The 24,991-nt window shown below is 61.9% G+C and carries 24 protein-coding genes, 3 tRNA genes and 1 pseudogene; 9 read left to right on the top strand and 19 right to left on the bottom strand.

Annotated features, from left to right (window positions below):
* Positions 1-299: pseudogene (locus BCL93_RS17325) on the top strand (IS3 family transposase); the annotation flags it as partial.
* On the opposite strand, the gene BCL93_RS16770 reads toward BCL93_RS17325, so the two are convergent.
* From BCL93_RS16770 to BCL93_RS16725, 9 genes are all read right to left on the bottom strand, one after another.
* The gene (locus tag BCL93_RS16770) at positions 296-1,219 is read right to left on the bottom strand and encodes a UvrD-helicase domain-containing protein (RefSeq protein WP_112056512.1); all 924 of its coding nucleotides are present in this window, start codon (positions 1,217-1,219) and stop codon (positions 296-298) included. The pseudogene BCL93_RS17325 and the gene BCL93_RS16770 sit on opposite strands and share 4 nt — an antisense overlap.
* Positions 1,209-2,813: an ATP-dependent nuclease gene (locus tag BCL93_RS16765; RefSeq protein WP_112056511.1), complete on the bottom strand. Its 1,605-nt coding sequence runs from the start codon at positions 2,811-2,813 to the stop codon at positions 1,209-1,211. The genes BCL93_RS16770 and BCL93_RS16765 overlap by 11 nt, the downstream gene beginning before the upstream one ends.
* Before the next feature lie 999 nt (positions 2,814-3,812).
* A tRNA-Thr gene (locus tag BCL93_RS16755) sits at positions 3,813-3,888 on the bottom strand.
* 56 nt (positions 3,889-3,944) lie between these two features.
* Positions 3,945-4,019, bottom strand: a tRNA-Gln gene (locus tag BCL93_RS16750).
* A gap of 6 nt (positions 4,020-4,025) precedes the next feature.
* Positions 4,026-4,101, bottom strand: a tRNA-Phe gene (locus BCL93_RS16745).
* Between the two features lie 81 nt (positions 4,102-4,182).
* Complete coding sequence (locus BCL93_RS16740; RefSeq protein WP_092528489.1) at positions 4,183-4,455, bottom strand: oxidative damage protection protein; 273 nt, start codon at positions 4,453-4,455, stop codon at positions 4,183-4,185.
* A 4-nt stretch (positions 4,456-4,459) separates the two neighbouring features.
* Positions 4,460-5,569 (bottom strand): A/G-specific adenine glycosylase, encoded by a 1,110-nt coding sequence (mutY, locus tag BCL93_RS16735; protein WP_112056514.1) that lies wholly within the window; start codon positions 5,567-5,569, stop codon positions 4,460-4,462.
* Between the two features lie 237 nt (positions 5,570-5,806).
* A complete protein-coding gene (locus BCL93_RS16730; RefSeq protein ID WP_112056509.1) occupies positions 5,807-8,287 on the bottom strand; it encodes an AsmA family protein in 2,481 nt (826 codons plus the stop codon).
* Positions 8,284-8,739: an acetyl-CoA sensor PanZ family protein gene (locus BCL93_RS16725; RefSeq protein ID WP_112056508.1), complete on the bottom strand. Its 456-nt coding sequence runs from the start codon at positions 8,737-8,739 to the stop codon at positions 8,284-8,286. Before BCL93_RS16725 ends, BCL93_RS16730 begins: the two co-directional genes overlap by 4 nt.
* A 156-nt stretch (positions 8,740-8,895) precedes the next feature.
* Here BCL93_RS16725 and hisB point away from each other — a divergent pair, with 156 nt between their 5' ends.
* From hisB to BCL93_RS16695, 5 genes are all read left to right on the top strand, one after another.
* Positions 8,896-9,489: an imidazoleglycerol-phosphate dehydratase HisB gene (gene hisB / locus BCL93_RS16715; RefSeq protein ID WP_112056507.1), complete on the top strand. Its 594-nt coding sequence runs from the start codon at positions 8,896-8,898 to the stop codon at positions 9,487-9,489.
* 85 nt (positions 9,490-9,574) lie between these two features.
* On the top strand, positions 9,575-10,216 hold the full coding sequence (hisH, locus tag BCL93_RS16710) for an imidazole glycerol phosphate synthase subunit HisH (protein ID WP_112056506.1): 642 nt from the start codon (positions 9,575-9,577) through the stop codon (positions 10,214-10,216).
* A 61-nt stretch (positions 10,217-10,277) separates the two neighbouring features.
* Positions 10,278-11,033: a 1-(5-phosphoribosyl)-5-[(5-phosphoribosylamino)methylideneamino]imidazole-4-carboxamide isomerase gene (hisA, locus tag BCL93_RS16705; RefSeq protein WP_112056505.1), complete on the top strand. Its 756-nt coding sequence runs from the start codon at positions 10,278-10,280 to the stop codon at positions 11,031-11,033.
* A 15-nt stretch (positions 11,034-11,048) separates the two neighbouring features.
* A complete protein-coding gene (hisF, locus tag BCL93_RS16700; protein ID WP_112056504.1) occupies positions 11,049-11,822 on the top strand; it encodes an imidazole glycerol phosphate synthase subunit HisF in 774 nt (257 codons plus the stop codon).
* A gap of 7 nt (positions 11,823-11,829) precedes the next feature.
* Positions 11,830-12,378: a hypothetical protein gene (locus BCL93_RS16695; RefSeq protein ID WP_112056503.1), complete on the top strand. Its 549-nt coding sequence runs from the start codon at positions 11,830-11,832 to the stop codon at positions 12,376-12,378.
* A 52-nt stretch (positions 12,379-12,430) separates the two neighbouring features.
* On the opposite strand, the gene BCL93_RS16690 is transcribed toward BCL93_RS16695, so the two are convergent.
* Complete coding sequence (locus tag BCL93_RS16690) at positions 12,431-13,024, bottom strand: YjaG family protein (protein WP_112056502.1); 594 nt, start codon at positions 13,022-13,024, stop codon at positions 12,431-12,433.
* Positions 13,025-13,125: 101 nt separating this feature from the next.
* Positions 13,126-13,422, bottom strand: coding sequence for an MGMT family protein (locus BCL93_RS16685; RefSeq protein ID WP_112056501.1), 297 nt, complete (start codon positions 13,420-13,422; stop codon positions 13,126-13,128).
* Positions 13,423-13,597: 175 nt separating this feature from the next.
* On the opposite strand from BCL93_RS16685, the gene BCL93_RS16680 reads away from it, so the two are divergent.
* A complete protein-coding gene (locus BCL93_RS16680; RefSeq protein WP_112056513.1) occupies positions 13,598-14,305 on the top strand; it encodes a type 1 glutamine amidotransferase in 708 nt (235 codons plus the stop codon).
* Here BCL93_RS16680 and mnmH read toward each other — a convergent pair.
* The 7 genes from mnmH to hmgA form a co-directional block, all read right to left on the bottom strand.
* On the bottom strand, positions 14,285-15,385 hold the full coding sequence (gene mnmH, locus BCL93_RS16675; protein ID WP_112056500.1) for a tRNA 2-selenouridine(34) synthase MnmH: 1,101 nt from the start codon (positions 15,383-15,385) through the stop codon (positions 14,285-14,287). The genes BCL93_RS16680 and mnmH overlap by 21 nt on opposite strands.
* Complete coding sequence (selD, locus tag BCL93_RS16670) at positions 15,382-16,422, bottom strand: selenide, water dikinase SelD (RefSeq protein WP_369700252.1); 1,041 nt, start codon at positions 16,420-16,422, stop codon at positions 15,382-15,384. Before selD ends, mnmH begins: the two co-directional genes overlap by 4 nt.
* An 87-nt stretch (positions 16,423-16,509) precedes the next feature.
* The gene (gene radA / locus BCL93_RS16665; protein ID WP_112056498.1) at positions 16,510-17,886 is read right to left on the bottom strand and encodes a DNA repair protein RadA; all 1,377 of its coding nucleotides are present in this window, start codon (positions 17,884-17,886) and stop codon (positions 16,510-16,512) included.
* Positions 17,887-18,051: 165 nt separating this feature from the next.
* On the bottom strand, positions 18,052-18,510 hold the full coding sequence (locus BCL93_RS16660) for a copper resistance protein NlpE N-terminal domain-containing protein (protein WP_112056497.1): 459 nt from the start codon (positions 18,508-18,510) through the stop codon (positions 18,052-18,054).
* Between the two features lie 214 nt (positions 18,511-18,724).
* Positions 18,725-19,369 (bottom strand): maleylacetoacetate isomerase, encoded by a 645-nt coding sequence (maiA, locus tag BCL93_RS16655; RefSeq protein ID WP_220086305.1) that lies wholly within the window; start codon positions 19,367-19,369, stop codon positions 18,725-18,727.
* A 23-nt stretch (positions 19,370-19,392) separates the two neighbouring features.
* Positions 19,393-20,412, bottom strand: a complete 1,020-nt coding sequence (locus BCL93_RS16650) for a fumarylacetoacetate hydrolase family protein (RefSeq protein WP_112056495.1) — start codon at positions 20,410-20,412, stop codon at positions 19,393-19,395.
* A 74-nt stretch (positions 20,413-20,486) separates the two neighbouring features.
* Positions 20,487-21,800, bottom strand: a complete 1,314-nt coding sequence (gene hmgA, locus BCL93_RS16645) for a homogentisate 1,2-dioxygenase (protein ID WP_112056494.1) — start codon at positions 21,798-21,800, stop codon at positions 20,487-20,489.
* 319 nt (positions 21,801-22,119) lie between these two features.
* Here hmgA and BCL93_RS16640 point away from each other — a divergent pair, with 319 nt between their 5' ends.
* Positions 22,120-22,677 (top strand): MarR family winged helix-turn-helix transcriptional regulator, encoded by a 558-nt coding sequence (locus tag BCL93_RS16640; RefSeq protein WP_112056493.1) that lies wholly within the window; start codon positions 22,120-22,122, stop codon positions 22,675-22,677.
* Between the two features lie 6 nt (positions 22,678-22,683).
* Here BCL93_RS16640 and BCL93_RS16635 read toward each other — a convergent pair whose 3' ends face one another.
* Positions 22,684-23,589 (bottom strand): AEC family transporter, encoded by a 906-nt coding sequence (locus tag BCL93_RS16635; RefSeq protein ID WP_112056492.1) that lies wholly within the window; start codon positions 23,587-23,589, stop codon positions 22,684-22,686.
* A gap of 110 nt (positions 23,590-23,699) precedes the next feature.
* Here BCL93_RS16635 and hisC point away from each other — a divergent pair, with 110 nt between their 5' ends.
* The gene (gene hisC, locus BCL93_RS16630) at positions 23,700-24,755 is read left to right on the top strand and encodes a histidinol-phosphate transaminase (RefSeq protein ID WP_112056491.1); all 1,056 of its coding nucleotides are present in this window, start codon (positions 23,700-23,702) and stop codon (positions 24,753-24,755) included.
* The last annotated feature ends 236 nt before the right edge of the window (positions 24,756-24,991 follow it).

Below are 24,991 nucleotides of genomic sequence, written 5' to 3'. Positions count from 1 at the left end.
CAGCGTGGCCAGCGAAGGGCTTTTCCTCACTGGCCGTTGTGCGGGAATGGATGTTGTCGTTCGAGCACGCCTACAATGAACAACACCTTCACAGTGGCATTAACTTCGTCACGCCTGCCGACCGGCATCGTGGCACGGATACTAAGCGCTTGGCCGAGCGAAAAGGGGTTTATGAACGCGCAAAGCGCCTGAATCCCAAGCGCTGGTCTGGCGACGTTCGACGCTGGGAGGCCATCGGACAAGTATCGCTCAATCCTGGCAAGCCGCAGGAAAAAGAACGGAATCAGAAAGCTGCTTAATGGAAGCGATTTGGACAACTGGGTTGAAAACTACCGCATGCTTTAAAGTTTAAAAACTCTAAGCCTAAAGTTTTTCCAGATGCAGAAGAATACCTTAAACACTGAGGATTATAGCGTCTCACATATTCTTCGACTTGATCTGGCCTTATTGTAAATATGCCATCATGACCAGTCTCAAAATGGTTTTCTGAAAAGGTAGAAGGAAAGTCAAGCTCGTTACCAAATATCTTATCCGAAAAACTTGCAATTTCAGGACGACACCTATATGTAACATTCCTTTCTTCTATCTCTAAAACTCCCTGCCTTTCCTTTTCCCTGAACCAATGTATGGCTTCAGCGTATGCATAACCCTTATTCTTCCTGCCTCTAGGATTAGTAGAAAGAACTGCCTGCCTAACATCTCCAACCATATCAATATTTATGCTAGAGGAAAGCAGCTCATCAATTATCTCCCAATCATAGCCACTCAAATCCTGAACTTCATCAATGAAAATATAATCATAAATGCATTCCAGGCGATTCACTAGAGCCCCGGCACTCAACCCCATTAGTTCGTATGAAAGCCTTGCGAGCTCGCATGCATATACAGCTCCTTGGCTATCAAAAAACCTTCGCTCACCTCTTGCATATCTACTGGGATTTCCCTCGAAATTAAAACCTTCAACCCTTCGCCCTTTAAATTTAAATGGCACAAACGGCTTCGCAAAATCATTTATAAGAAATCCGTACCACCCCAATACAGTTATATTGCCAGAACCACCGGCATTGGTCGACAAGCGACTCTTTATCTCTTCTTGGTTCGCCTGAGTAAATGTTACAATCAAAACCTTATTTTCGCGACCAACCTGCCCACATTGATCCACGATGCTTTGAGTTTTTCTGGACCCTGCAACTGCAAGGGATAGCTTGTTATTCGGCATAAATAAACCTTGCAGCTCTCTCCATATAGTCGGGTGCAATGATGCTTTCTTCTGACTCAGCTATCCTCAAAGCACCTTCCGTTTTTTCACGAGTCATCCATGTACTCAAGTCCGCTCGATCCTGTATACCTAAGATCCTTCTTAATTGAATCTCATCATTGTGACTTATAAGCTGTGGTTCAAGCGTTTGGCCGTTTTCCACCGCACCAATGAACAGCTCCCTCCTTTCTGGCTCTAGCCATTCACATACTATTTCACGAAGAGATTCCGGATTATCTCCGTCATTATCACGCATGGCTGCCACAGGCTTGTTAAGTGCAGCGCAAAGCTCTAAACACCTTTGAAGAGACAACCCCCTCATGCTTATAACGTCAACCCCAGCCTCCATCGGCCTTATGCCAAAGATATCTTTAAAAACTCTTTCGAAGATTATTTCATCAGAGGGCCCCTCGACCAAAACAACTTTCTCTGCCAACGCCATTCTTAATGTGTCATAGCCGGGAAGCTTCTTAAAATAACCAACAGTACCGGGGTTAAGTTCCGGAATTTTCTTAGCGCCTTCATCTCCGACCAACATAATAGAATTAAGACCAAGACGATTTAGAACAAAAGAGCTATGGGTTGTTATAAAAACTTGCTGATTATCTCTGGCAAGAGACTCTATTCTTGATATCAGTGTTGTAAGACTTGTGTGTGAAAGATGATTTTCAGGCTCTTCAATCATCACAAATCTTGCATACTCAGAACTTCTGTTCATCGCAAGAGAAATCTTTATTGCAGCTTGCTGACCTTGGCCCGACATTGAAAAAGGAATATCACTCACATGTGGACTAATAGACTCTTCCCACGAGGCTCTGGAACTTTGATCCATTGCGAGCGAAATAGGCTGATGGTGTAATGCTGCATTCAACTCTCCAATTCGAGCATTTACACCTTTTAGACTCTCGTCTGACATAGAGGCTTTAATGTTGCGATATGTTAATGATATCTCCGCCCGTTCCGAGCTCTCTAGGTAATCACTTAAAATCTGTCTAAGATGATAATCTATACCGGCAGTTGAGCGTACTGTTCTAGAGTCTATAACGGCTGTTGCAAGCTGTCTCGGCCTCGTGGAAAGAACCTTGTCAGCAAAAGACCTCCACTCAACTTCATAGTATTCCACGGGAATTATCTCTGTGGGATTGGCGGCCCACTTTTCGAGTTCTTCCTCGTAGTCCTTATTTGGCTTAATACTTACTGCCACGCCTGGGCAAGCATTGGTCGGTACGTCACTATTTATCGCACCGCACAAGTTTTGCAACTCTGGCAGATTTTCCAGAAAAATCTCTATGGATATCTCAGGAAAGGCTGCGTTGCCTCTTGCCTGTCTATTTTCAACAAACTCCCTAACAAGGTCAGAATTAAACCAAAAAGGATTAAGCTCTTCTGAAGCTCTTCTTCCATTCACCCTTCCCGTTAGAGCCAGAACTACCGCCTCAAGGAACGTAGACTTCCCACTTTCATTAGACCCCACAATGAGATTAAATCTAGGGTTTGGCTCGAACTCAAAGCTTTTATGTTTGCGATAGCCTTTGATCTTGATTTTTTTTATCATTACTGCCTCCCTGCGGCACTGAAAAATTGAAACCATCCATTCACAACATTAAAGCTCTGTCGTGAAGATACTACCCGCCAGTCCAGAGGTGCCGTTATGCCCCCTCTACCAGCCATTGACGCTATGGCCCAGCCAATCCTGAATCGGCATGCCAGATACCTAGAAGCGTAGCATCGCAATTTATGCAGCACGTGGCGATGAGGCCACCAAAGAGTATCTGGATGGCTATAGGGCAAGGCGATTACCAGCCTCAACGATCAACCCGATATCCCAGAGCCTCGCAGACTTCCACATCGAGAGCACCAACATCCGCTACAGCGTCGACGTCATGAGCGCAGAGGTCAGCGAAGTGCTGATCTTCAGTTGAAATGTAGAAGCCGAGCCGGCAGGGCTGTTTTAGCGACAAGGTCTACTTGGAGTGCATCAGTTCCAAAGCCTCTTCATCAGTTAGGTCTGAGCGAACCACACTGAAGCCATGACGCCCTCCATCGATGCCGAAGCACAGGTCGCTCACGACTTCTTCCGAGAGCCCCTATCGCTAGCAATCTCGTAATACATGTAATTGGCGATGGGAGCACCCTGCTCCTGTAGGAGATTATTGATGTGCCTCTCCAACAGGATAGCTGCCATGCTGAGCTTCAGCATCTTGGCTTGTTTCTTCGGGTTGCTGCACCTGTAAGAAGGGCGTCTCACACGGATGGGGGCCTCAACCATGGTTGCTCCTTGAGGGCATCCTTAGCAGTTGGGTTAGCTCAACAAGCTCTGATTGAGCTACAAGCTAAGGAATATACCAAAGGAAGCCGCTAAGCGGGGCGCTGGTAGGTTGTATCTCTTGGTGCCAAGGCCGAAGCGAGGTAATGCCAAAACTCATGTGGCTGCAATCAACTCGCTAGCTGTAGTACTTTACGGGCCATAGGCAAAATGTAGACACGCACACAAAAAAGCCGCCTCGATGGGCGACCTCTTTATATCTAACTACTTGTATGTGCTGCCTTTTAATGGTGCCGGCACCAGGAGTCGAACCCGGGACCTACTGATTACAAGTCAGTTGCTCTACCAACTGAGCTATGCCGGCGGGGGCAACTCACTAACTACAAGTACCAGATGATGCTACTTAATCTGGGTTGGCAGTGGCTGGGGTAGCAGGACTCGAACCTGCGAATGCCGATACCAAAAACCGGTGCCTTACCACTTGGCTATACCCCAGCAGATTGGTGGCCAGAGAGGGAATCGAACCCCCGACACGGGGATTTTCAATCCCCTGCTCTACCAACTGAGCTATCTGGCCCGTGCCAACGAGGACGTATTTAACTAGAAAGCTTTCCGCGCGTCAACCCTTTTTCTTTCAAAGAGATGGAATGAAGAAAAATCACTGGCTGGGCGGTACGTAGCCTTCTGCCTGGTCGGTATCGCGATTATCCAGGAAGCGTTCCATCTGCTCCATCAGGTACTCGCGGGTCTTGGGGTCGAGCATGCTGAGATGCTTCTCGTTGATCAGGCGAGTCTGCAGCGCCTGCCACTCCTCCCAGGCCTTCTTGGAAACGCTGGCCTGGATCTCCTGGCCTTTCTGGCCGGGCAGCGGCGGAAACGGCAGGGCTTCGAGCTCCTGCTGGTACTTGCGGCAGAACACGGTCTGGCTCATGGGATCACTCCGGGTCTTGCGGGTTGGATGGGCTGGCGAGTCGCGCCAGCGACTCGAGCAGCGCCTTGACCGGCGCGGCCAAGCCAATGCTGGCCGGCTTGCTGGGGTTATACCAGAGGCCCCCGCCTTCGGTCACGGCAGCCTGTCGGCCGCGAGCGGGTTGCGGGGTAATGGCCAGGCGAAAGTGGCTGAAGGTGTGGTTGAAGGCGTCCCAGGCGGGTGCCAGCTCGGCACCGGGCGCGTGAGCGTCCAGCCAGTCTGTTAGGGCCTCGCGGTCATCGAACTGGGGAAAACACCACAGGCCGCCCCACAGGCCCACGGCGGGGCGCTGCTGAAGCAGCACGCGGCCCGCTTCGTCGTGCAGCAGCAGCATGATGGTCGAGCGCTCGGGCAGCGCCTTCTTGGGCTTGGATTCGGGGAAGCGCTTTTCCTGGCCGCGGGCGTGAGCCAGGCACACGTCCTCGAAGGGGCACAGCAGGCAGCTGGGGCTGCCGCGCCGGCACAGAGTGGCGCCCAGGTCCATCATCGCCTGGGTATGGTCGGGCAGGCGATGATGGGGCGTGTAGCGCTCGGCAAGCGCCCACAGTGGGCGTTCGACCTTGGGTCGCCCCGGCCAGCCTTCGACGGCGTGCAGGCGTGTTAGCACGCGCTTGACGTTGCCATCGAGGATCACCGCCCGCTCGCCGGTGCTGATGCTGATGATGGCCCCGGCGGTCGAGCGGCCGATACCGGGCAACGCGGCCATGGCTTCGACGCTGTGCACGGGGAACTCGCCGCCATGCTCATTCACGACGACCTGGGCGGCCTTATGCAGGTTACGGCCGCGAGCGTAATAGCCAAGTCCGGTCCACAGGTGCAGCACGTCGTCCTGTGAGGCGCCGGCCAGGGCGTTCACGTCGGGGAAACGCTCCATGAAGCGTTCGTAGTAGGGAATCACCGTGGCCACCTGCGTCTGCTGCAGCATGATCTCGGAGACCCAGACCCGATAGGGCGTGGTGTTGTGCTGCCAGGGCAGCGTCTTGCGTCCGTATTCGTCGAACCAGGCCATCAGGCGGCGCTGGAACTCGTCGGGCGAGAGGTCGATCGGCTCGACGGTTTCGGGGATATCGGTCATGGGCGGTTTGGTCATGGACAGTTGAGTCATGGATGGTGCCGCTTACAGCAGTGGGCGTGAAGGGTAACCGGCGGACAGGTTTGGTCGTAAAGGGCTTGGGCGTATAAAGGCGTGGGGTGACGAGCGTGGACGTAAAAAACAGCACCACAAAAAAAGCGCCGACGGTGAGGTCGGCGCAGGACAGGCTTGCATGAAACGTCTCGTCATAAGGGCCGATTCATCACCGGCGGCTCACGACTACTGGAATAGACCCTTGAGGGCGTTGCGAAGTTCCCCGGAGGCATCTTCGCCGATACGTTTATCGATGCCTTCCAGTGCATCGTCGAGACGTTTCTGGACTTCTTCGCCAGCTTTGGCTTCGACTTCCTGGCGGGCGAGATTGGCCACGGCATCGCGGAAGGCGCCGCGATCGAAGCTACACCAGTCAGCGGGCGCGCCGGACAGATCGCCTTCGCAGCGCACCGGCAGCGGCACCTTGGTCAGCCGCGGGTTGACCTCGCAGGCGGCGTCGGCGGTATCGACGAAGCGCGCTGCGGCGCGATAGTCGAGGCGCTTGTCGACCAGGCCGACCTTGCCTTCGCCGGTTACCTGGATGCCGGGGATGCTGATGTCCAGGTCGTCGTTTCTCACCTCGCCATCGCGGATGTTGAGGGTCGCGCTAGCGCTGCCGAAGCGGGTATCAGGGCTCCACTCGCGGCTGGTCTGCTTGCCTTCGAGCAGCGCCACGGCGGTGCATAGCTCCTCAGAGACGTTGACGTCGAACACCGCACCATCGTCGATGCGAGCATTCAGTTGGCCGTTGAGCTTCGCCGGCAGCTCGGCGGCGCTATTGCCGCGGGTGGTCAGCTCGCCGCCAAGGTTGAGCCGGCCGCGCAGCGGCGCCTCTTCCCCGGTGAGTGCGGCGAGGAAGGGTTCGGCGGCAACATCTTTGATCGTCGGAGCAAAGCGCCAGCGCAGCGGCGTCTCGCGCAGATCGAGCCCGGTACTGACGGCAAGGGTCCCGTCGAAGAAGCGCGCGTCGAAGCGCTCCAGGCGCTGCTGGCCGTTGCTGCCACGGGCCTTGAGCACCACCTGTTCAAGATCCATCCCCTTCACGGTGAGTCGCTCGAGGGCGATATCCGCGTTGAGGTCCAGGGCCTTGAGGGTCGCGACCGGTACCAGTTCTCCACCGGCCTGGCTAACTGCGGCAGCGCCTGCCTGGCTCGCCTCGCCGGTCGCCTGATCGGTGGCCTCGCTCTCGGCGCTTGCCTGGGCACTGTCGCTGCCCTCTTCGACCGGCGGCAGATAGCGATCGAGATTCAGCACATCGCCCTGCAGGTCGAGCGCCAGCGAGCGGCCATCGAGGCCGGCGGACAGCGAACCGCTGAGGGTGGTGTCATCCAGCTTAAGGGTCAGGCTCGGCAGGCTGACCCGCTCGAGATCGCCTTCCAGCGGGCTGGACAGCGCCAGGCTATCGAGCGCGGCGTCATCAGCGGTCTCGGGCAGGCTGCCCAGGCGTTCGAGCCAGGTGCGCAGCGACAGCGGTTCGAGGGTCAGCTGGCCGCGATACTGCGGAGCGTCGAGCAGCTGTTCGACGCGCAGGTTGCCACCAAGCTTCAGGCTGTCTTCTCCGCTGAGCTGCCATTCGCTGACGCGCAGGGTCTGGGCCTCGAGATCGGCGTCGGCGGCAAAGGTGAGCGACAGCGGCAGCGCCTTTTCGCCAAGCGACGGGTGCGACAGGCTGGCCTCCAGGGTGCCGCCTTCGAGCACATAGCGGCCGCTGTTGATGTCGGCTTCGAGGCTGGGAAAGCTCAGATTGGCCTTCTGCTGCTTGCCATCGGTGCCGGCCAACTGGGTGTCGGTGGTAAGTTTCAGGTCGCTCAGCACGTAGCGACCGTCGTCGAGGCCGAGCTTCACCCGGCTGCCCAGGTTCATCTGGCTGACCCATTGGGCCTCGGCCTCCCGCGACTGCCCCTCGGGAATCAGGAACGACGACAGGGCGAAATCGGCACTGAGCGGAAAGGCCTTGGCGGGATTGACGTTGCTGCCGCTGATATTCAGGGAGTCAATGTGCCAGGCATGGCCGCTCTGACGGTCGGAATAGCGGATGCTGCCGTTGGTGAGGTCAACACGAGCGATGTCGAGTGCCACCGCCACGCCGTTCTTGCCGCCCAGATCACCGGGCAGCGTTGAAGACGAGTCGCTGGTCGTCTCGCTGGTCGTCTCGCTGGCGCTCTCGCTGCTTGTCTGTGCCGCTGTCTGAGCCTCGGCCTCGGCAACGACCGGCTCAGCCCCGGCGTCGCTGGTGGCCTGTTCCTGCTGACGCTCGAGCCGGTCGACCAGGGTCTGCCAGTTGCCGCGGCCCTCGGCGTCGCGCTTGAGGTTCAGGCGCATGCCGTCGAGGTTCAGGCCGTCGATGGCCACCTGACCGGACAGCAGCGGCGTGAAGGCGAGGCTGACCTCGGCCTGATCGAAGGCCAGGAAGGCCTGCTCGTTCTCGGGCTGGTCGGGCAGACGGGCTTCGGCATCGGCCACGCTAAGCCCCAGGCGCGGATAGAAGGACCAGGCCAGTGGGCCATCGAGCTTAAGCTCCAGGCCGCTCTGATCGCGTACCACCTGTACCAGATGCGGTTTCAGGTCCTCGGGGTCGAAGAAGGTCGTGATATAGACCACTGCACCCACCACTACCAAGCCCAGTATCCCTACCACTGCCAGCAGCGTACGTAACAGTGCTCTCATCCTTTACCTCCTAGTGAAGCATTGGGGTCCATTTCGTAGTATTCACCGCCGGCGACCAGCCTGAAGCCCATCTTCTTGAGCAACAGCTCATCGCCCAGCAGCAGCGTCGAGGTCGCGACCCGCAGCAGGTAGCCGTCGCGCAGGGCCTCATGGCAGATCAACGTCACCAGCCGGGAGGCCACGCCGCGGCGTCTGGTGGTCTTGCGAATACACAGGTTCGACAGCCACCAGGCCTCGTCGACAACATTCATCGCCACGGCGCCGAGCAAGCGGTCATTGAAGCGGCCACAGCAGAAGGTACCCTGTCGTTCGAGCTGATCGCGAATATAGTCATCCGCCGGCAGCGGCAGCCGCTCGGCGGGCACATCGGCGTAGATTCGGGCAAGATCCAGGGCGAGCTGCGGGTCCCGTTCCCATTCGTCCTTGGTAACCTTTAGCAGGGTAACCGGCATCGACGTTTCTCCTTGGCTAACGGGGCAACCCGACAATATCCCGCATTGTAGCGGATGGGGGGCGCGATTCACTATAATGGCTGGCTCGACCTCCGTCGTTCGCTGCCGCGCGACGGCGTTTCACCGCAATGCGCTCAGCGCAGGAGTAAAGCCATCATGACCCAGCGTACCGCCACGGTTTCCCGCGACACCAAGGAAACGCAGATCACGGTAAGCGTGAACCTCGATGGCAAGGGTGAGCTTAACTGCGAGACCGGCGTGCCTTTTCTCGACCACATGCTCGACCAGGTGGCGCGCCACGGGCTGATCGACCTGAACATCAAGGCGGTGGGCGACCTGCATATCGACGCTCACCACACCGTCGAGGATCTCGGCATCACCATGGGCCAGGCCTTCGCTAAGGCCATCGGCGACAAGCGTGGCATCTACCGCTATGGCCACGCCTATGTGCCGCTGGACGAAGCGCTTTCTCGCGTGGTCGTGGATTTCTCCGGCCGCCCGGGTCTGTTCATGAACGTCGAATTCACTCGGGGAAGCCTCGGCACGCTGGACACCCAGCTGTTCTGGGAGTTCTTCCAGGGCTTCGTCAATCACGCCCAGGTGACCCTGCACATCGACAACCTGAAGGGCTTCAACGCCCACCATCAGGCAGAGACCATCTTCAAGGCCTTTGGCCGCGCGCTGCGCATGGCCACCGCCGAAGATCCGCGCATGGCCGGCCAGATGCCGTCCACCAAAGGCAGCCTGTAAGCTGTCATGATGGCATGATGATGCCTCTTCGCCTCTCAGGCCGCCAGGCCACTCACTCGGCCACTTACTCGACAAGGAGCGCAGCATGACCATTGCCGTCATCGATTATGGAATGGGCAATTTGCACAGCGTCGCCAAGGCCCTGGAGCACGTCACTCATGAAAACGTGGTGGTGACCCGCGATGCCCGCCGTATTCGTGGCGCCACCCGGCTAGTGCTGCCCGGTCAGGGCGCGATCCGCGACTGCATGGGCGAGCTGGAGCGCAGCGAGGTCAAGGGCCTGGTGCAGGAACTGCTGACCAACGGCGACAAACCGCTGCTGGGAATCTGCGTCGGCCAGCAGATGCTGCTCGACGAGAGCGAGGAGAATGGCGGCGTGGCCTGCCTGGGCTTCCTGCCGGGCCGCGTGCGGCGCTTCCCCGCCGACATGACCGATGCCGCAGGCGAACGCCTCAAGGTCCCGCACATGGGCTGGAACCAGGTGACTCAACGTCACGACCACCCGCTGTGGGAAGGCATCGAGGACGGCGATCGCTTCTATTTCGTGCACAGCTACTACGTCGATGCCGCCGAGGATGCCGATGTCTTCGGCACCACCGAATACGGCGGCGTCACCGCGCATGTGGCAGTGGGTCGCGGGCCGGTCTTCGCGACCCAGTTCCATCCGGAGAAGAGTTCGGCGGCTGGCCTGCGCCTGCTCGAGAACTTCGTGCAGTGGACGCCCTGATCGCGCCCCGTTTACGCATCACCTTCATTCGCGCCCCACAAGGCGCCCACGAGGACACGACATGCTGGTAATTCCCGCCATCGATCTCAAGGACGGCAAGTGCGTTCGCCTGAAGCAGGGTCGAATGGACGACTCCACCACCTATGGCGATGACCCGGTGGCCATGGCGGCCCGTTGGGTCGAGGCCGGCGCTCGCCGCCTGCACCTGGTCGACCTCAACGGCGCCTTCGAGGGCGCGCCGGTCAACGGCGAGGCGGTCACCGCCATCGCCCGCGCCTACCCGGACCTGCCGATCCAGATCGGCGGCGGCATTCGCAGCGCCGACACCATCGAGCACTATCTGGACGCCGGGGTGTCTCATGTGATCATCGGCACCAAGGCGGTCAAGGAACCGGCCTTCGTCACCGAGATGTGCCGCGCCTTCCCGGGCCATGTGATCGTCGGCCTGGATGCCCGCGACGGCTTCGTGGCCACCGACGGCTGGGCCGAGGTCTCCACCATCAAGGCCACCGATCTGGCCAAGCGCTTCGCCGATGATGGCGTGTCCTCGATCGTCTACACCGATATCGCCCGCGACGGCATGATGCAGGGCGTCAACGTCGAGGCCACCGCCGAGCTTGCCCGCCACGGCGGCCTGCCGGTCATCGCCTCCGGCGGGGTCACCAACCTCGAAGATCTGCGGGCGCTGGCCAAGGTCGCCGACGACGGCATCCTCGGTGCCATCACCGGCCGCGCCATCTACGAGGGCAGCCTGGACCTCGCCGAGGCCCAGCGCCTGTGCGACGAACTCGCCGGCGCTGCTGCCACTCACTCATAAGCGGAGGGCTGACTCATGGGACTCGCTAAACGCATCATCCCCTGTCTCGACGTCGACGCCGGTCGCGTGGTCAAGGGCGTCAATTTCGTCGGCATCCGCGATGCCGGTGACCCGGTGGAAATCGCCAAGCGCTACAATCAGCAGGGCGCCGACGAGATCACCTTTCTCGACATCACGGCAAGCCATGAAGACCGCGGCACCACCGTCGAGATGGTCGAACGCATTGCCGGCGAGGTGTTCATTCCACTGACCGTGGGCGGCGGCATTCGTACCTGCGACGACATCCGCACCATGCTCAACGCCGGCGCCGACAAGGTGTCGATCAACACCGCAGCGGTGAGCAACCCGGAATTCGTCTTTGAAGCGACCCAGCGCTTCGGCAGCCAGTGCATCGTGGTGGCCATCGACGCCAAGCGGGTCTCCGCCGAAGGCGAGACACCGCGCTGGGAGATCTTCACCCACGGCGGCCGCAAGCCGACCGGCCTGGACGCCGTGGAGTGGGCCCAGAAGATGGTCGAACTGGGCGCCGGGGAACTGCTGTTGACCAGCATGGACCGCGACGGCACCAAGATCGGCTTCGATAACGAGCTGACCCGCGCCATTTCTGATGCGGTGTGCGTGCCGGTGATCGCCTCCGGTGGCGTCGGCACCCTCGATCACTTGGTCGAGGGCGTCACCAAGGGCCGGGCCGATGCGGTACTGGCCGCCAGCATCTTTCACTTTGGCGAATACAGCATTCCCGATGCCAAGCGCTACATGGCAGACCAGGGCATCGAGATGAGACTTTGAGGACGCCATGATTCCGACTCAGCGCCAAGGCCTGGCGACAAAAGCCCGACAGACGAGCATCAGACAGTATGCGCTGGGGCTGCTGCTGGCGGGCCTGCTCGTGCCTTCATGTGCCCAGGCTGAAGGGTTCTTCACCTACGATCATGGCCTGGTACAGACCAGCCTATGGACCACGCATTACTCGACCAACGAGGACGATGACGAGGAGTACAACGACCAGCAGAACCTGATCGGCGTGGAAGTGCACAACCCCGAGCGCTGGTTCACCGGCGCGGCCTGGTTGAAAAACTCCTTCGACCAGCCGATCTGGTACTTCTATGCCGGTCGCGAATTTCCTCTCTGGCAGCCCAGCGAAGACGTGGAAGTACGTGCCAAGCTCACCGCCGGTGGGCTGCGTGGCTATGACGGCGACAAGAAGGACAAGATCTCCTATAACAGCCTGGGCATCGCTCCGGCGATCCTGCCCACCATAGGCGCGCGCTGGGGCCGCTTCGAAGCCGACGTGCTGCTGTTCGGCACCGCCGGCGCGATGTTCAATGCCGGGGTGCGCTTCTAGCTTCTAGCTGCTCGCCGTGCCTGCACCCTCCCGGCACCTTTCCTGCACCCTCCTAGTCGAGGGTGAGCCCCAGATTGCTCACCCCTTCGTTACGCCCCAGGCGCTTGAGCGCCTTGAGGGCGTCGCGATCCAGCTCCCCTTCCTCGACCGCTTCCAGCACCGCATCCTGAAAGTCGCGTTCATCCGCCATCAGCTCATGCTCGCGGATCAGCGCCGCCAGCCGCGTTTCGTCTTCCTCGCCTTCGCTTACCTCGATGAAGGCACGCACGCCGCTGAGCGAAGCACGGCTGACTTCCAGCACCGCCTCCGGCGCTTCGCCGCGCAGGGTGTCGAGCATCGCCGAGATCGCCATCACCGCTTCCAGGGCGCGCCGTGCACCAAAACTGTCGTCATCGACCGGCGGCTCGAGCTCGGCGAGCTTCTCGGCCTGACGATCGAAGTCGATCTTGGCGCCTTTCACCGTCAGGTGCTCCCAGATCAGATCGAGGATGTTGCGCAACGCCGCTGGATCGCCGGCTTCGGCATGATCCGCATAGAGGGCGTAGTTGGGCATCAGTCGCTCGCTGAGGGCGGCCATGAAGGCCAGGCGACGGCGCGCGTCGAGATTCTTCAGGCGGGCATTGAAGCCACCGGCGGGCTGGGTCATGGAGTCTCCTGGAAATAGGGGGAAAGACAGCAAGCAAGAAAGTAAGTAAGTAAGTAAGCGTGTGAGTATGCGCGCGTGAGCAAGCAGGCCGCAGCCTTGCCTCAGGGCCAGAGCAGGTCGGCCGGGACCTTGCCCCGCGCATCGAACACCACGCCCTCGGCGCGGAGCTTCTCGCGCTGGCGAACGGCGCCGCCATGCTCGGTGACGCGCCGGGTGGCATTGATCACCCGATGCCAGGGCAAGCCGTGGCCCTCCGGCAGATGGCGCATGGCGCCACCGACCATGCGCGCAGTGGCGCCCTCCGTCATCTTGGCCACGCTGCCATAGGTGGTGACGCGGCCCTCCGGAATCTGGGCGACGATGGTGTAGATCTGCTCAAGTACGGCGCTGCTGGCCATGCCCCCTCCCCTAATCGTGATCCCTGTTAGCGTAATGCCTGTCGCGTGTTAAGCGTGCCGGGATGATCGTACCTGGATGATCGTGCCTGGATGATCATGCCTGGATAACCGCACCGTGATGCCGCTGCCTAACCGGCGCTGGACGCCTCGCCCCCGCCCCGGTCATCATGACGCCATGCATATCTACTTTCTTCAGCATGCTGCGGGCCTGGGCCCGGCCCGCTTCGCCGACTGGCTGGACAGCATGGGCCACAGCCACAACAGCTGCCACCTCTACGCCGGCGAGGCGCCGCCGCGACTCGCGGACTGCGACGCCCTGGTGCTGCTCGACGGTGATCTTGCCGTCGATGATACCGCGACTCATCCCTGGCTCGCCCGCGAGAAGAAGCTTTTGACCCGCGCGCTGAAGAGCGGCAAGCCGGTGCTCGGCGTCGGCATGGGGGCACGGCTGATCGCCGAGGGCCTGGGTGCCATTGTCTCCCGCGGCACCTATCCGGCCCTTGGCTGGCAGCGCATCGAACTCGCCCCGGAGAGTCCCTTCGACCTGCCCGAGACCTTCGAGGCCTTCAGCTGGCAGCGTGACATCTTCGGCCTGCCCGACGGCGCCCTGCCGCTGGGCGGCAGCGAGGCGAGCCCGCTGCAGGGTTTCGCCTGGGACCGAGGCCGAGTGGTGGCATTGCAGTGTCATCTGGAAGCCACCGACGCCAGCATCTCGGCGCTCTTCGAGCATCTCGCGGCGCAGACGCACGCAGGCGCCAGCCCCCTGGAGGGCCTCCACGTGCAGGCACCCGAGGCCATTCTTGCCGACACGCGGCGCGTCGACCACCAGGCAGCGCTGCTCGACCGGCTGATGGTGCAGTGGCTACGCAGCGTGGCGCGCTGACCAGTCCTTGGCGAACTCAAGGCAGCTATCCCAGTCCCCCACATGCAGGAAGGTGTGGGGGTGCTTCTCGAGCTGGTGGCGATACAGCGGATCGTAGTATTCGGTGAGCAGCGGCCCCAGCCAGGCCTCATGCGCCTGGCGGTTGCCGCGCTCGTGTTCGCGAAAGGCCAGCGTCTGCAGCCGCTGCAGGCGTTGCAGGCGCGCAAGCCCCAGGCGCTTGCGCAGCCGGCCCAGCGCCGTGGAAAGCTGCTTGCGCATCAGCGCCCAACCCAGCCAGTCACCGTATTGGCCCTGATATAGCGCCCAAAGATCGTCGATGTAGTCCTTGCGGATCTGCGCCAGCCGCCAGTCCAGCGGCATCTCGACGCGGATGCGCGGAGCCTCTTCCATGCCACGCCAGAAGATCAACGGCACGTTGGCGGCGCCGATGTGGCGCGATTCGTCCTCGACCACCGCCGGACCCTGCGGGTCCTCAAGATTCAAAAGCCCCATGCCTATAGCATGCTCGAAGTCGATCTGGCTGGGCGCCGGCATCGGGTGGCGACCGAAGGCCGAGCCCTTGTGGCGGGCACAGCCCTCGAGGTCGAGCCCCTGACCGAGGCCGTTGATCAGCGGCGTCTTGGCCGAACCGGTCAGGCCGCTGACCACCAGCATCGGGCGCTCGCTGGCGGCATCGACGTGATCGCAGATCAGCTTGCGCATGGCCTTCCAGCCACCGCGAATTCGCGGACGCTCGATGCCTACATCCCATAGCCACTGCTGGGCGATTTCGGAGCGCAGCCCCCCGCGAAAACAATAGAGTACCGCGTCCGGGTACTGCTCGAGTTCCTGCTGCCAGGCGGCCATCCGGGCGCGCTTGATGCCCCCGGCGACCAGCCGCTGCCCAAGCTCAATGGCCGCCTGCTGGCCCTGCTGTGCGTAGGCGATGCCGACCCGGTGGCGTTCCTCGTCATCCATCAGCGGCAGGTTGACGGCGCCGGGCAGCCCGCCCTGGGCGAACTCCACCGGCGCGCGAACGTCGATCAGGCGGCGGCGCTCACGCAGCAGGTCAAGACTGGGGTCGATCTGGGGCAGGTTCATCCTGTCACCTCGAGGCGGGTGGCGCCGTGGGCGGCGACGATCTCGCCGAAGGGGGCGAGGCTCAGGCCATGGGCACGGCCGGCACGCTCGATATCATCGGCCCAGGAAGGGTGAACGGCCAGCAGCAGGCCGCCAGAGGTCTGGGGGTCGCAAAGCCACTGCCAGTGGGCCTCGTCCATCACCGGCAGCCGCTCGCCGAGCGCCTCGCGATTGCGCCGGGTGCCGCCGGGCACGGCACCCAGGCGCCGGTAGTGCTCGGCCTCGGCGAGGCGCGGCAGACGCTTGAAGTCGATCCGTGCTGCCACACCGCTGGCCTCGCAGACCTCGCTCAGATGGCCAGCGAGGCCGAAACCGGTCACGTCGGTCATGGCATGCACGCCCTTGATCCTGGCGAAGTCGGCACCGATCCGGTTGGAGGCGAGCATGGTCTCCCGCGCCAGCCCCTGGTGTCCGGGCTTGACCAGCCCCTGCTTTTCGGCGGTAGTCAGAAGGCCTACCCCGAGCGGCTTGGTCAGATACAAAAGGTCGCCGACCTCGGCCCCCTTGTTGAGGGTCAGGTGCTCGAGATCCACCAGGCCGTTGACGGCCAGGCCGAAGATCGGCTCCGGCGAATCGATCGAGTGCCCGCCGGCCAGCGCCATGCCGTGCTCGCGGCACACCGCCTGGGCGCCGGCCACCACGTCGCCGGCGATATGGGCGCCGAGCTTGTCCAGCGGCCAGCCGAGGATGCCCAGCGCCATCACCGGATTGCCGCCCATGGCATAGACGTCGCTGATGGCGTTGATGGCGGCAATGCGGCCGAAATCGAAGGGGTCATCGACGATCGGTGTGAAGAAGTCGGTGGTAGCGATCATCCCTCGCCCGTCGCCCAGGTCGTAGACGGCGGCATCCTCACGCCCCTGATTGCCGACGATCAGCCGCGAGTGACTGGTAGCAGGCCCGGCCTTGGCGAGGATGCCGTCGAGCACGTCGGGGGCAATCTTGCAGCCGCAGCCCGCGCCGCGGCTGTATTCGGTCAGACGAATCGCACTCATCACGATCTCCTTGCTGAAGGCGTTTTCAATGTCGGGCGTCGGCCACCATGGGTTCTATCGCTCAAGGGGCCTACCTCTCAAGGGCCGGTATCACAGGGCTTCGAGGGCGTCGGCCAGCTTGTCGACGGCGACCACTTCCATGCCGGGCGGCGAGTTCTTGGGGGCGTTGCCGCGGGGCACGATGGCGCGGGTGAAGCCGTGCTTGGCGGCCTCGACGATCCGCTCCTGGCCGCTCGGCACCGGGCGAATCTCGCCGGACAGCCCGACCTCGCCAAACACGACCAGCTCGCGGGGCAGCGGGCGGTTCTGAAGGCTGGAGACCACCGCCAGCAGCACGGCCAAGTCGGCGCTGGTCTCCAGCACCTTGACCCCACCGACGACGTTGAGAAAGACGTCCTGATCGCCGGTGAAGAGCCCGCCGTGCTTGTGCAACACCGCCAGCAGCATCGACAGCCGGTTACCGTCTAGCCCCACGGCGATGCGACGCGGGTTACCCAGCGGCGAGTCGTCGAGCAGCGCCTGCACCTCGACCAGGATCGGCCGCGTGCCTTCCCAGACCACCATCACCAGGCTACCTGAGGCCTGCTCTTCGCTGCGCGACAGGAAGATGGCGCTGGGGTTCTTCACTTCCTTCATGCCGTGCTCGAGCATGGCAAAGACACCGAGTTCGTTGACCGCACCGAAGCGGTTCTTCTGGCCACGCAGGGTGCGAAAGCGCGAGTCGGCACCGCCCTCAAGCAGCAACGAGGCATCGATCATGTGCTCTAGCACCTTGGGCCCGGCCAGGCTGCCGTCCTTGGTGACGTGACCGACCAGCAGCAGCACCGTGTTGGACTGCTTGGCAAAGCGGGTCAGCGCCGCCGCGGACTCGCGTACCTGGGCCACGCCGCCGGGGGCCGAGGCGATGTCCTCGAGGTGCATGGTCTGGATGGAGTCGATGATCAGCACTTCAGGGCGCTCGCGCTCGGCGACGCCGAGAATCGTCTCGACGCTGGTCTCGGCGAGCATCTTGAGACCCTGAGTCGGCAGTTGAAGGCGCTGGGCGCGCATCGCGACCTGCGACAGTGATTCCTCACCGGTGACATACAGCGAGGAGCGCTCCTGGGCCAGCTTGCAGGCGGTCTGCAGCAAAAGGGTCGACTTGCCGGCGCCTGGATGGCCGCCCAGCAGCACCGCCGAGCCCGGCACCAGGCCGCCGCCCAGCACCCGGTCGAACTCGCCGAAGGTGGAGGAAAGCCTGGGCACTTCGGTCAGGTCTACCGACGCCAGATCGGTGACATCCCGGGAGACGCCGCCGGCATAGCCGCTGCGCCCGCCGCTTGCGCTAGGCGCGGCGCCGGGACGGGCCGGGGCCAGGCGCACCTCGCTCAGCGAGTTCCACTCGCGACAGCTGGTGCACTGGCCCTGCCACTTGCGATATTCGGCACCGCACTCGGTGCAGACGAACGCACTCTTCGCTTTGGCCATGCCAGGCTCCACCGGATAAAAGGCCCTATTCTACCAGCCGGGGCACGCGATGCGACGTGTGCGCCCGAGGCGTTGGGCAAAACAGGCTCAGACAAAAAGAGACACCAGACAAAAAGAGGCGGCCCGCGCGGGCCGCCTCTTCACATGCCATTGACGCTGCCTGACTTACTGGCTGGCGGTCTGGCGCTGCAGCTGCAGCATGTCGCGGTTCTGGAAGCGCCGACGCTGGGGGTCGATCAGCTCCAGGGTGTCCGGGTCAATCTTGAGGAAGTAATAGATCTGTCCCTCGCCCTGGGGCGTAAGCTCGTAGACGGTAGCCTCGGGGTCGACCGGGGTACCGGTGAGCACGCTCCACTGGCCGGTATAGGTCTCGTCCGGCGGATTCTGCGGATGCTCGCGATAGCTGGCATTCAGGCTGAAGGTGCGATCGGCGGCGGCACCATCTTCAGTGCCATCGAGTTCGACATTGATATCAATGCCGGCGCAGTTACGGCAAGGCAGAGTGCCCTCGTAATGCGCCACTTGATCAATGACTTCTCCACCGGTCTGATCCATCTGACCGGTGGCACAGCCTGCCAGAGAGGCAAGCATGAAGGTCCCGGCCAGCAGCGTCCTAATCTGCATGTATTTCTCCTAGCTGTGAGACACGCGCCGCGGCGGCGGCGGTTGTCTCACAGCATAACGTCAAGTGGCGCCGACGGACAGTAACGCGAGTCGCCCGTAGCACGCCAAAGGCCACTATTTACAGAAACTGCTTACAGATGCAGTGCTCAAGGCGTGCGCTTCGCGACCCGTGATGCCCTTGGCACGGTCACCGCGCTTGCTTGCTCGCTTCGGCTTAGCGTGCATCGGGCTGTCGCGACGGGCTCGCCTGTTCGAAGGCGGGCAGCCCGCGACAGTATTCGGCGACGGCGCGAAGGCGCGGATAGGCGGAGAGATCACAGTCGAAGCGCTCGGCGTTATAGACCTGGGGCACCAGGCAGATATCGGCGAGGGTGGGCGTATCGCCGTGGCAGCAACGCCCGGTCTGCTCGCTTTCGAGCATGGCCTCGAGCGCCGTAAAGCCCTCTGCCACCCAGTGGCGATACCAGCCAAGCTTGGCATCTTCATCCAGTTCGAGATCGCCGATCAGATACCTGAGCACCCGCAGGTTGTTGAGCGGATGGATCTCGTTTGCGATCAGCTGGGCAAGCCCGCGCACCCGCGCGCGCCCGGCGGCGTCTTCCGGTAGCAGGGCCGGTGACGAGGGATAGCGCTCGTCTAGATACTCGCAGATCGCAAGCGACTGCGTCAGCCGCTCGCCGTCGTCGGTCTCAAGCACCGGCACCAGCCCTTGCGGGTTGATCGCCCGGAAGCTCTCCTCGCGCTGCGCGCCGCCGGCCAGGTCGACCGGCACCTGGGCGACATCGAGTCCCTTGAGGTTCAGGGCAATGCGCACCCGATAGGCCGCCGAGGAGCGGTAATAGCCGTAAAGCGTCATGATCTTTGTCCTCTCAGGTCATCCGCTCACTGCGGCCGGTACTTCACCACCTGTTGGTCGATGGCGCCGAAGATGCTCTGACCGTCGCGGTCGAACATCTCGATGCGCACCCGATCACCAAAACGCATGAAGGGCGTCTTCACCTCGTCGTACAGGATCTTCTCGACCATGCGCACTTCGGCCAGGCAGCTGTAGCCCACGCCGCCGTCACGCATCGGCTTGCCCGGCCCGCCGTCGGCATCCGGATTGGAGACGGTGCCGGAGCCGATCACCGCACCGGCGCCGAGGTGGCGCGTGCGGGCAGCGTGGGCGACGAGTTCAGGGAAACCGAAGATCATGTCCGGACCGGCCTCGGGCACACCGAAGGCGTCGTCGTTGAGGTGCACGCTAAGCGGTAGGTGCACGCGACCGTTCTGCCAGGCGTCGCCCAGTTCGTCCGGGGTCACGGCGACCGGCGAGAAGCTGGAGGCCGGCTTGGCCTGGAAGAAGCCGAACCCCTTGGCAAGCTCGCCGGGAATCAGGCCGCGCAGGCTGACGTCATTGACCAGCATGATCAGCTTGATGTGGCCTGAGGCGGCCTCCGGGGTCACCGCCATGGGCACGTCATCGGTGATCACCGCGATCTCGCCCTCGAAGTCGATGCCGTGTTCCTCGCTGATCGCCTCGATGTCCTCGGTCGGCGCCAGGAAATGATCGCCACCGCCCTGATACATCAGCGGATCGGTCCAGAAGGTCTCGGGCATCTCGGCACCGCGAGCCTGACGCACCAGTTGCACGTGGTTGAGATAGGCAGAACCATCGGCCCATTGATAGGTTCGCGGCAGCGGCGAATGCAGGGCGGCCACCTCGAGGGCGAAATCGCCCTCGGCGGTGCCATCGTTAAGGGCTGAATAACGGGCCTCAAGGCGCGGGGCGAGCGTATCCCAGGCCTCGATGGCCTGCTGCAGGGTGGCCGCGATGTCGGTAGCGCGCACGGCGCGTGTCAGGTCACGGGAAACCACGACCAGTTCGCCGTCGCGGCCGCTGTTCAGGGTGGCAAGTTTCATGGAAAAGATCCTGTGGTGAGGGTGATACGCTGAAGAGGAAAGGTTGGGTATCGCCGTGAGCAGCCTGCCCAAGCTCAGGGCGATGTCGGGTCGAAATGAGAGGCAAGGCCCTTCCAGACGTCGACGTAGTCCCGCTGACGAAAGTCGGCGGCAAGCGCTGCCCCGGTCGGCTGGAAGACGTAGCGACTCTCGAACATGAAGGCCAGGGTCTCGCCCTGATACTGCGGGGAAAGCTCGGCGGCGCTGGCGGCCTCGAAGGTCGCCACGTCCGGGCCGTGAGGCGACATGCAGTTGTGCAGGCTGGCACCGCCGGGGGAAAACCCCTCCGCCTTGGCGTCGTAGACACCCTCGATCAGTCCCATGAACTCGCTCATCAGGTTGCGATGGAAGTACGGTGGACGGAAAGTCTGTTCGGCGACCATCCAGCGCGGCGGGAAGATCACGAAATCTAGGTTGGCCATGCCCGGGGTGTCGGAAATTGATGTCAGCACGGTGAAGATCGAGGGGTCCGGGTGGTCGAAACTCACCGAATTAACGGTGTTGAAGCGCGCCAGGTCGTACTTGTAGGGCGCGTAATTGCCGTGCCAGGCCACCACGTCCAGCGGCGAATGATCGAGCCGGCTCGCCCAGAAGCCGCCGCCGAACTTGGCCACCAGCTCGAAGTCGCCCGGCAGCTCTTCATAGGCGGCCACCGGGCTCAGGAAGTCCCGCGGGTTAGCCAGGCCGTTGGCGCCAATCGGCCCAAGGCCCGGCAGCTCCAGCGGGCTTCCGTAGTTCTCACCGACATAGCCCCTGGCCGCGTCACAGCCCTCGGCCAGCCGCACCTGGAACTTGATGCCGCGGGGAATGACCGCGATCTCACCGGGCGAGACCGCTAGCACGCCAAGCTCGGTGCGCAGCACCAGAGCCCCCAGCTGCGGCACGATCAGCAGCTCGCCGTCGGCGTCGTAGAAGAAGCGCTCGGTCATGTCACGGTTGCAGGCATAAAGATGCACGCCGCAGCCGACCTGGGCCGCGGCATCGCCGTTGGCGGCGAGGGTCTCGAGGCCATCGATGAAGTCGGTGGGCGCTTCAGGCAGCGGCATCGGGTCCCAGCGCATCTGGTTGGGATCGGCCTGCCCGGCCAGGGGCGCGGTGGCAACCCGCCCTTCCGGTAACCGACGACAGCCGCTCTGCGCCACCGAGGGGCGGATGCGATACAGCCAGCTTCTCAGGTTCTGATGGCGCGGCGAGGTAAAGGCCGAGCCGGTCAACTGCTCGGCATAGAGCCCATAGGGACAGCGCTGGGGCGAGTTCTGCCCCTTTGGCAGCGCATCCGGCAGTGCCTCGCTGGCGAAGTGGTTACGAAAACCGCTCTGATAGGAAAGCTCGTTCGATGACGCAGACATGCTCCTGGCCTCGTGGTGATCGTGTGATGGCTGTCGCCATACGGGACATCTTGGCTCTGACAACCGGACAATTGGTTTCATATGAAACTATACGTTCAAATGAAAGCACAGCTAGACCATCCACTCAATATCCACCAAGGTCTTATGGGATCAGGCTATCTGAGGTTCACGCAGGCAACGCCAGATCGTTGCAGATGATCCGTTCTGCCTTGCCGCCGGCTGACGCATAATGGCCGAACCGGGTCGTCAGGCAGCTTTTGCATGCAACCGCACGCCCTGCTTTCACACGCATTCGTCAGCGAACATCAGGAGACAGGCCATGCCCTCTCGCTCTCATAACCCTAAGCTCCCCGACTCTACGCCTGACGGCTCTGCTAGCGACGGCTCTGTTAGCGATGGCTCTGTTAGCGACGTTAGTGCGCCACGCGATGAGCGACCCGAGCTCGACCTCGGGCAGTTCCTGCCCTACCGGCTGAACAGTCTGGCGGATCGCATCAGTCAGGCGCTGTCGAGGATCTACGGTGAGCGATTCGGCATCACCATCGCCGAATGGCGGGTGTTGGCCTGGCTCAGCCATCGCGAGGAGCTCACCGCCAAGCAGATCGGTGAGCATACCCGCATGGACAAGGCCAAGGTGTCGCGGGCCATTCAGGCACTGGAAAGTCGGGCGTTGATCCGCCGTACTCAATCGGCGCAGGACCAGCGGGTGCACTATCTGCATCTGACCCAGGAGGGCGAGGCGTTGCTCAGCGAACTGATTCCCCAGGCGCGGGCCTGGGAGGCCGAGCTATTGGCGACGCTCTCTTCAGGAGAGTATCGCGACCTGCTGAATACCATGAGCAAGCTGGAGCGGCAGCTCACTCGTCTGGAGCGCTGACCCGACCTAGCCCGCACCTGCCGGGGTGACCAGCTGATAGCTGAACACCAGCCCGAGCACGAGCGGCATCACGACCAGACTGCCCAGATTGCCGATCAGCACCAGAGAGGCGACCTTGTGGGGCTCTTGGCGATACTGCTCGGCCACCAGGTAGTTGAGCACCGCCGGGGGCAGCGCGGCAAACACCCACAGGCTCGCCGCCTGCAGGCCGGACAGGTCTAGCCAGATGATCATCGGTGCTGCCAGCACCAGACCGCTGAGCGGGCACAGCACGGCGCCCAATACGCCGGTCTTCCAGTCGCTGAAGTCGATATCTAGCATGCGCACGCCAAGAGCGAACAGCATCAGCGGAATGCAGACGCCGCCGAGCATATCGAGCGCTTCAAGCAACCAGCCCGGCAGGGGAATCCCACCGAGATTGAAGGCCAGGCCGGCGAGACTCGCCAGCACGATGGGCATGCGCAGCAGCCGCCACAGCGGGGTATGCGGGCTGAGCATGTAGAGCCCCACCGAGAAGTGCAAAAGCATCTCGACGATGAACAGCACCACGGCAGCGGGCAGGGCCTGATCGCCGAAGGCCAGCACGATCAGTGGAATGCCCATGTTGCCCGAGTTGTTGAACATCATCGGCGGCAGGAAGGTCTTCAGATCGAGCCTTAGCCAGCACGCCAGTGGCCATAGCACCAGGCCGGAACCCAGGACCACCACCGCAGCCGCCAGGGCCAGGGCCGCATAGTCCTGAAGCGGTGCCTGCTGGTCGGCCAGCACGGCGAACACCAGCATGGGCACGAACAGTTCCATGTTGAGGGTATTGAGGCCGCGGATGTCGGGACTGCGATAACGTCCATAGAGGGTGCCGCAGCCGGCGATCAGAAAGACCGGCAACAGGGTGGCAAGAATCTGCGCAATCATCGTGAGCTCCTGAATTAGCCTTGCAACACTAGCATGGCCGCCGCTTGCGAAGGGCCGTCAGGCGCGTCACCATGACCAAAGTCCCATCCCCACCTTGAATGCGAGTGCCCATGAGCAAGTTCTGGAGCCCCGGCGTCAGCGAACTGACGCCCTATACCCCGGGTGAACAGCCGCGCGAGCGCCTGATCAAGCTGAACACCAACGAGAACCCCTATCCGCCGGCGCCGGGCGTCGAGCAGGTGCTGCGCGATTACTCGGTCGATCATCTGCGCCTCTACCCAGACCCGGACTCGCGCGCCCTGCGCGAGGCACTGGCCAAGGAGCATGGTGTCGAGGTCGAGCAGGTATTCGTCGGCAATGGCTCGGACGAAGTACTCGCTCTGGCCTTTCAGGCCTTCTTCCGCCAGCCCCTGCCGCTGTCGATGCCGGCTATTAGCTACAGCTTCTACCCGGTGTATTGCCGCCTGTATGGCGTCGACTATCGCACCGTGGCACTGGGTGATGAATGGCAGGTACCGCTGGAGGCCTTCGATGCTCAAAGCGGCGGCATCATCTTCGCCAACCCCAACGCCCCCACCGGCCACGGTCATGGCCGCGACGCCATCGCCGCGCTGCTCGAGCGCGTCACCGAGTGTGTGGTGCTGGTCGACGAAGCCTACGTGGACTTCGGCGGCGAAAGTGCCGTGCCGCTGGTCGAGCGCTATCCCAACCTGCTGGTGACCGGCACCTTCTCGAAATCCAGAAGCCTCGCAGGCCTTCGCCTGGGTTATGCCATCGGCTCACGAGAACTAATCGAAGGCCTGGAGCGGATCAAGAACTCCTTCAATTCCTATCCGGTCGACAGCCTGGCCAGTGCCGTCGGCGTTGCGGCCCTTGAGGACAAGGCCTATTTCGAGGCCTGCCGCGAACAGGTGATGACCACCCGCGAGCGCACCCGTCGCCGCCTTGGCGACCTTGGCTTCGAGGTCCTGCCCTCCCAGACCAACTTCCTGCTGGTTCACCACCCCGAGCATGAAGCCGCCCAGCTGTTCGTTGGCCTGCGCGAGCGCAGCATCCTGGTACGCCACTTCAATACCGAGGCACTGCGCGACTTCATGCGCATTTCCATCGGCACCGAGGATGAAATGGACAGCCTGATCGAGGCCATGGAAGCCATGATCCGCTAGGTCGGCTGCTCAATCGGTTGTGCAGACATAAACGAAACCGCCCCGGCTACCATACGGCAGCCGGGGCGATTTTTATGAGGCGTGTAACGGGAGGGAGCCTGCAAAGGCCGGGGGAAGATCATGTGCTGGCGCGTGCTTCCAGCCGTAAGCGTTCGCCAAACACCGCTTGTCAGTGATCAGACGTTGTGCTGCCAGTGATGGGGCAGAAGCTCGTGGATCTGGCTGGCCTTGTGTGT

It is taken from the genome of Onishia taeanensis, assembly GCF_003268885.1.
Lineage (GTDB): Bacteria > Pseudomonadota > Gammaproteobacteria > Pseudomonadales > Halomonadaceae > Onishia > Onishia taeanensis_A.
This window is presented reverse-complemented; position numbering and strand designations above follow the sequence as displayed.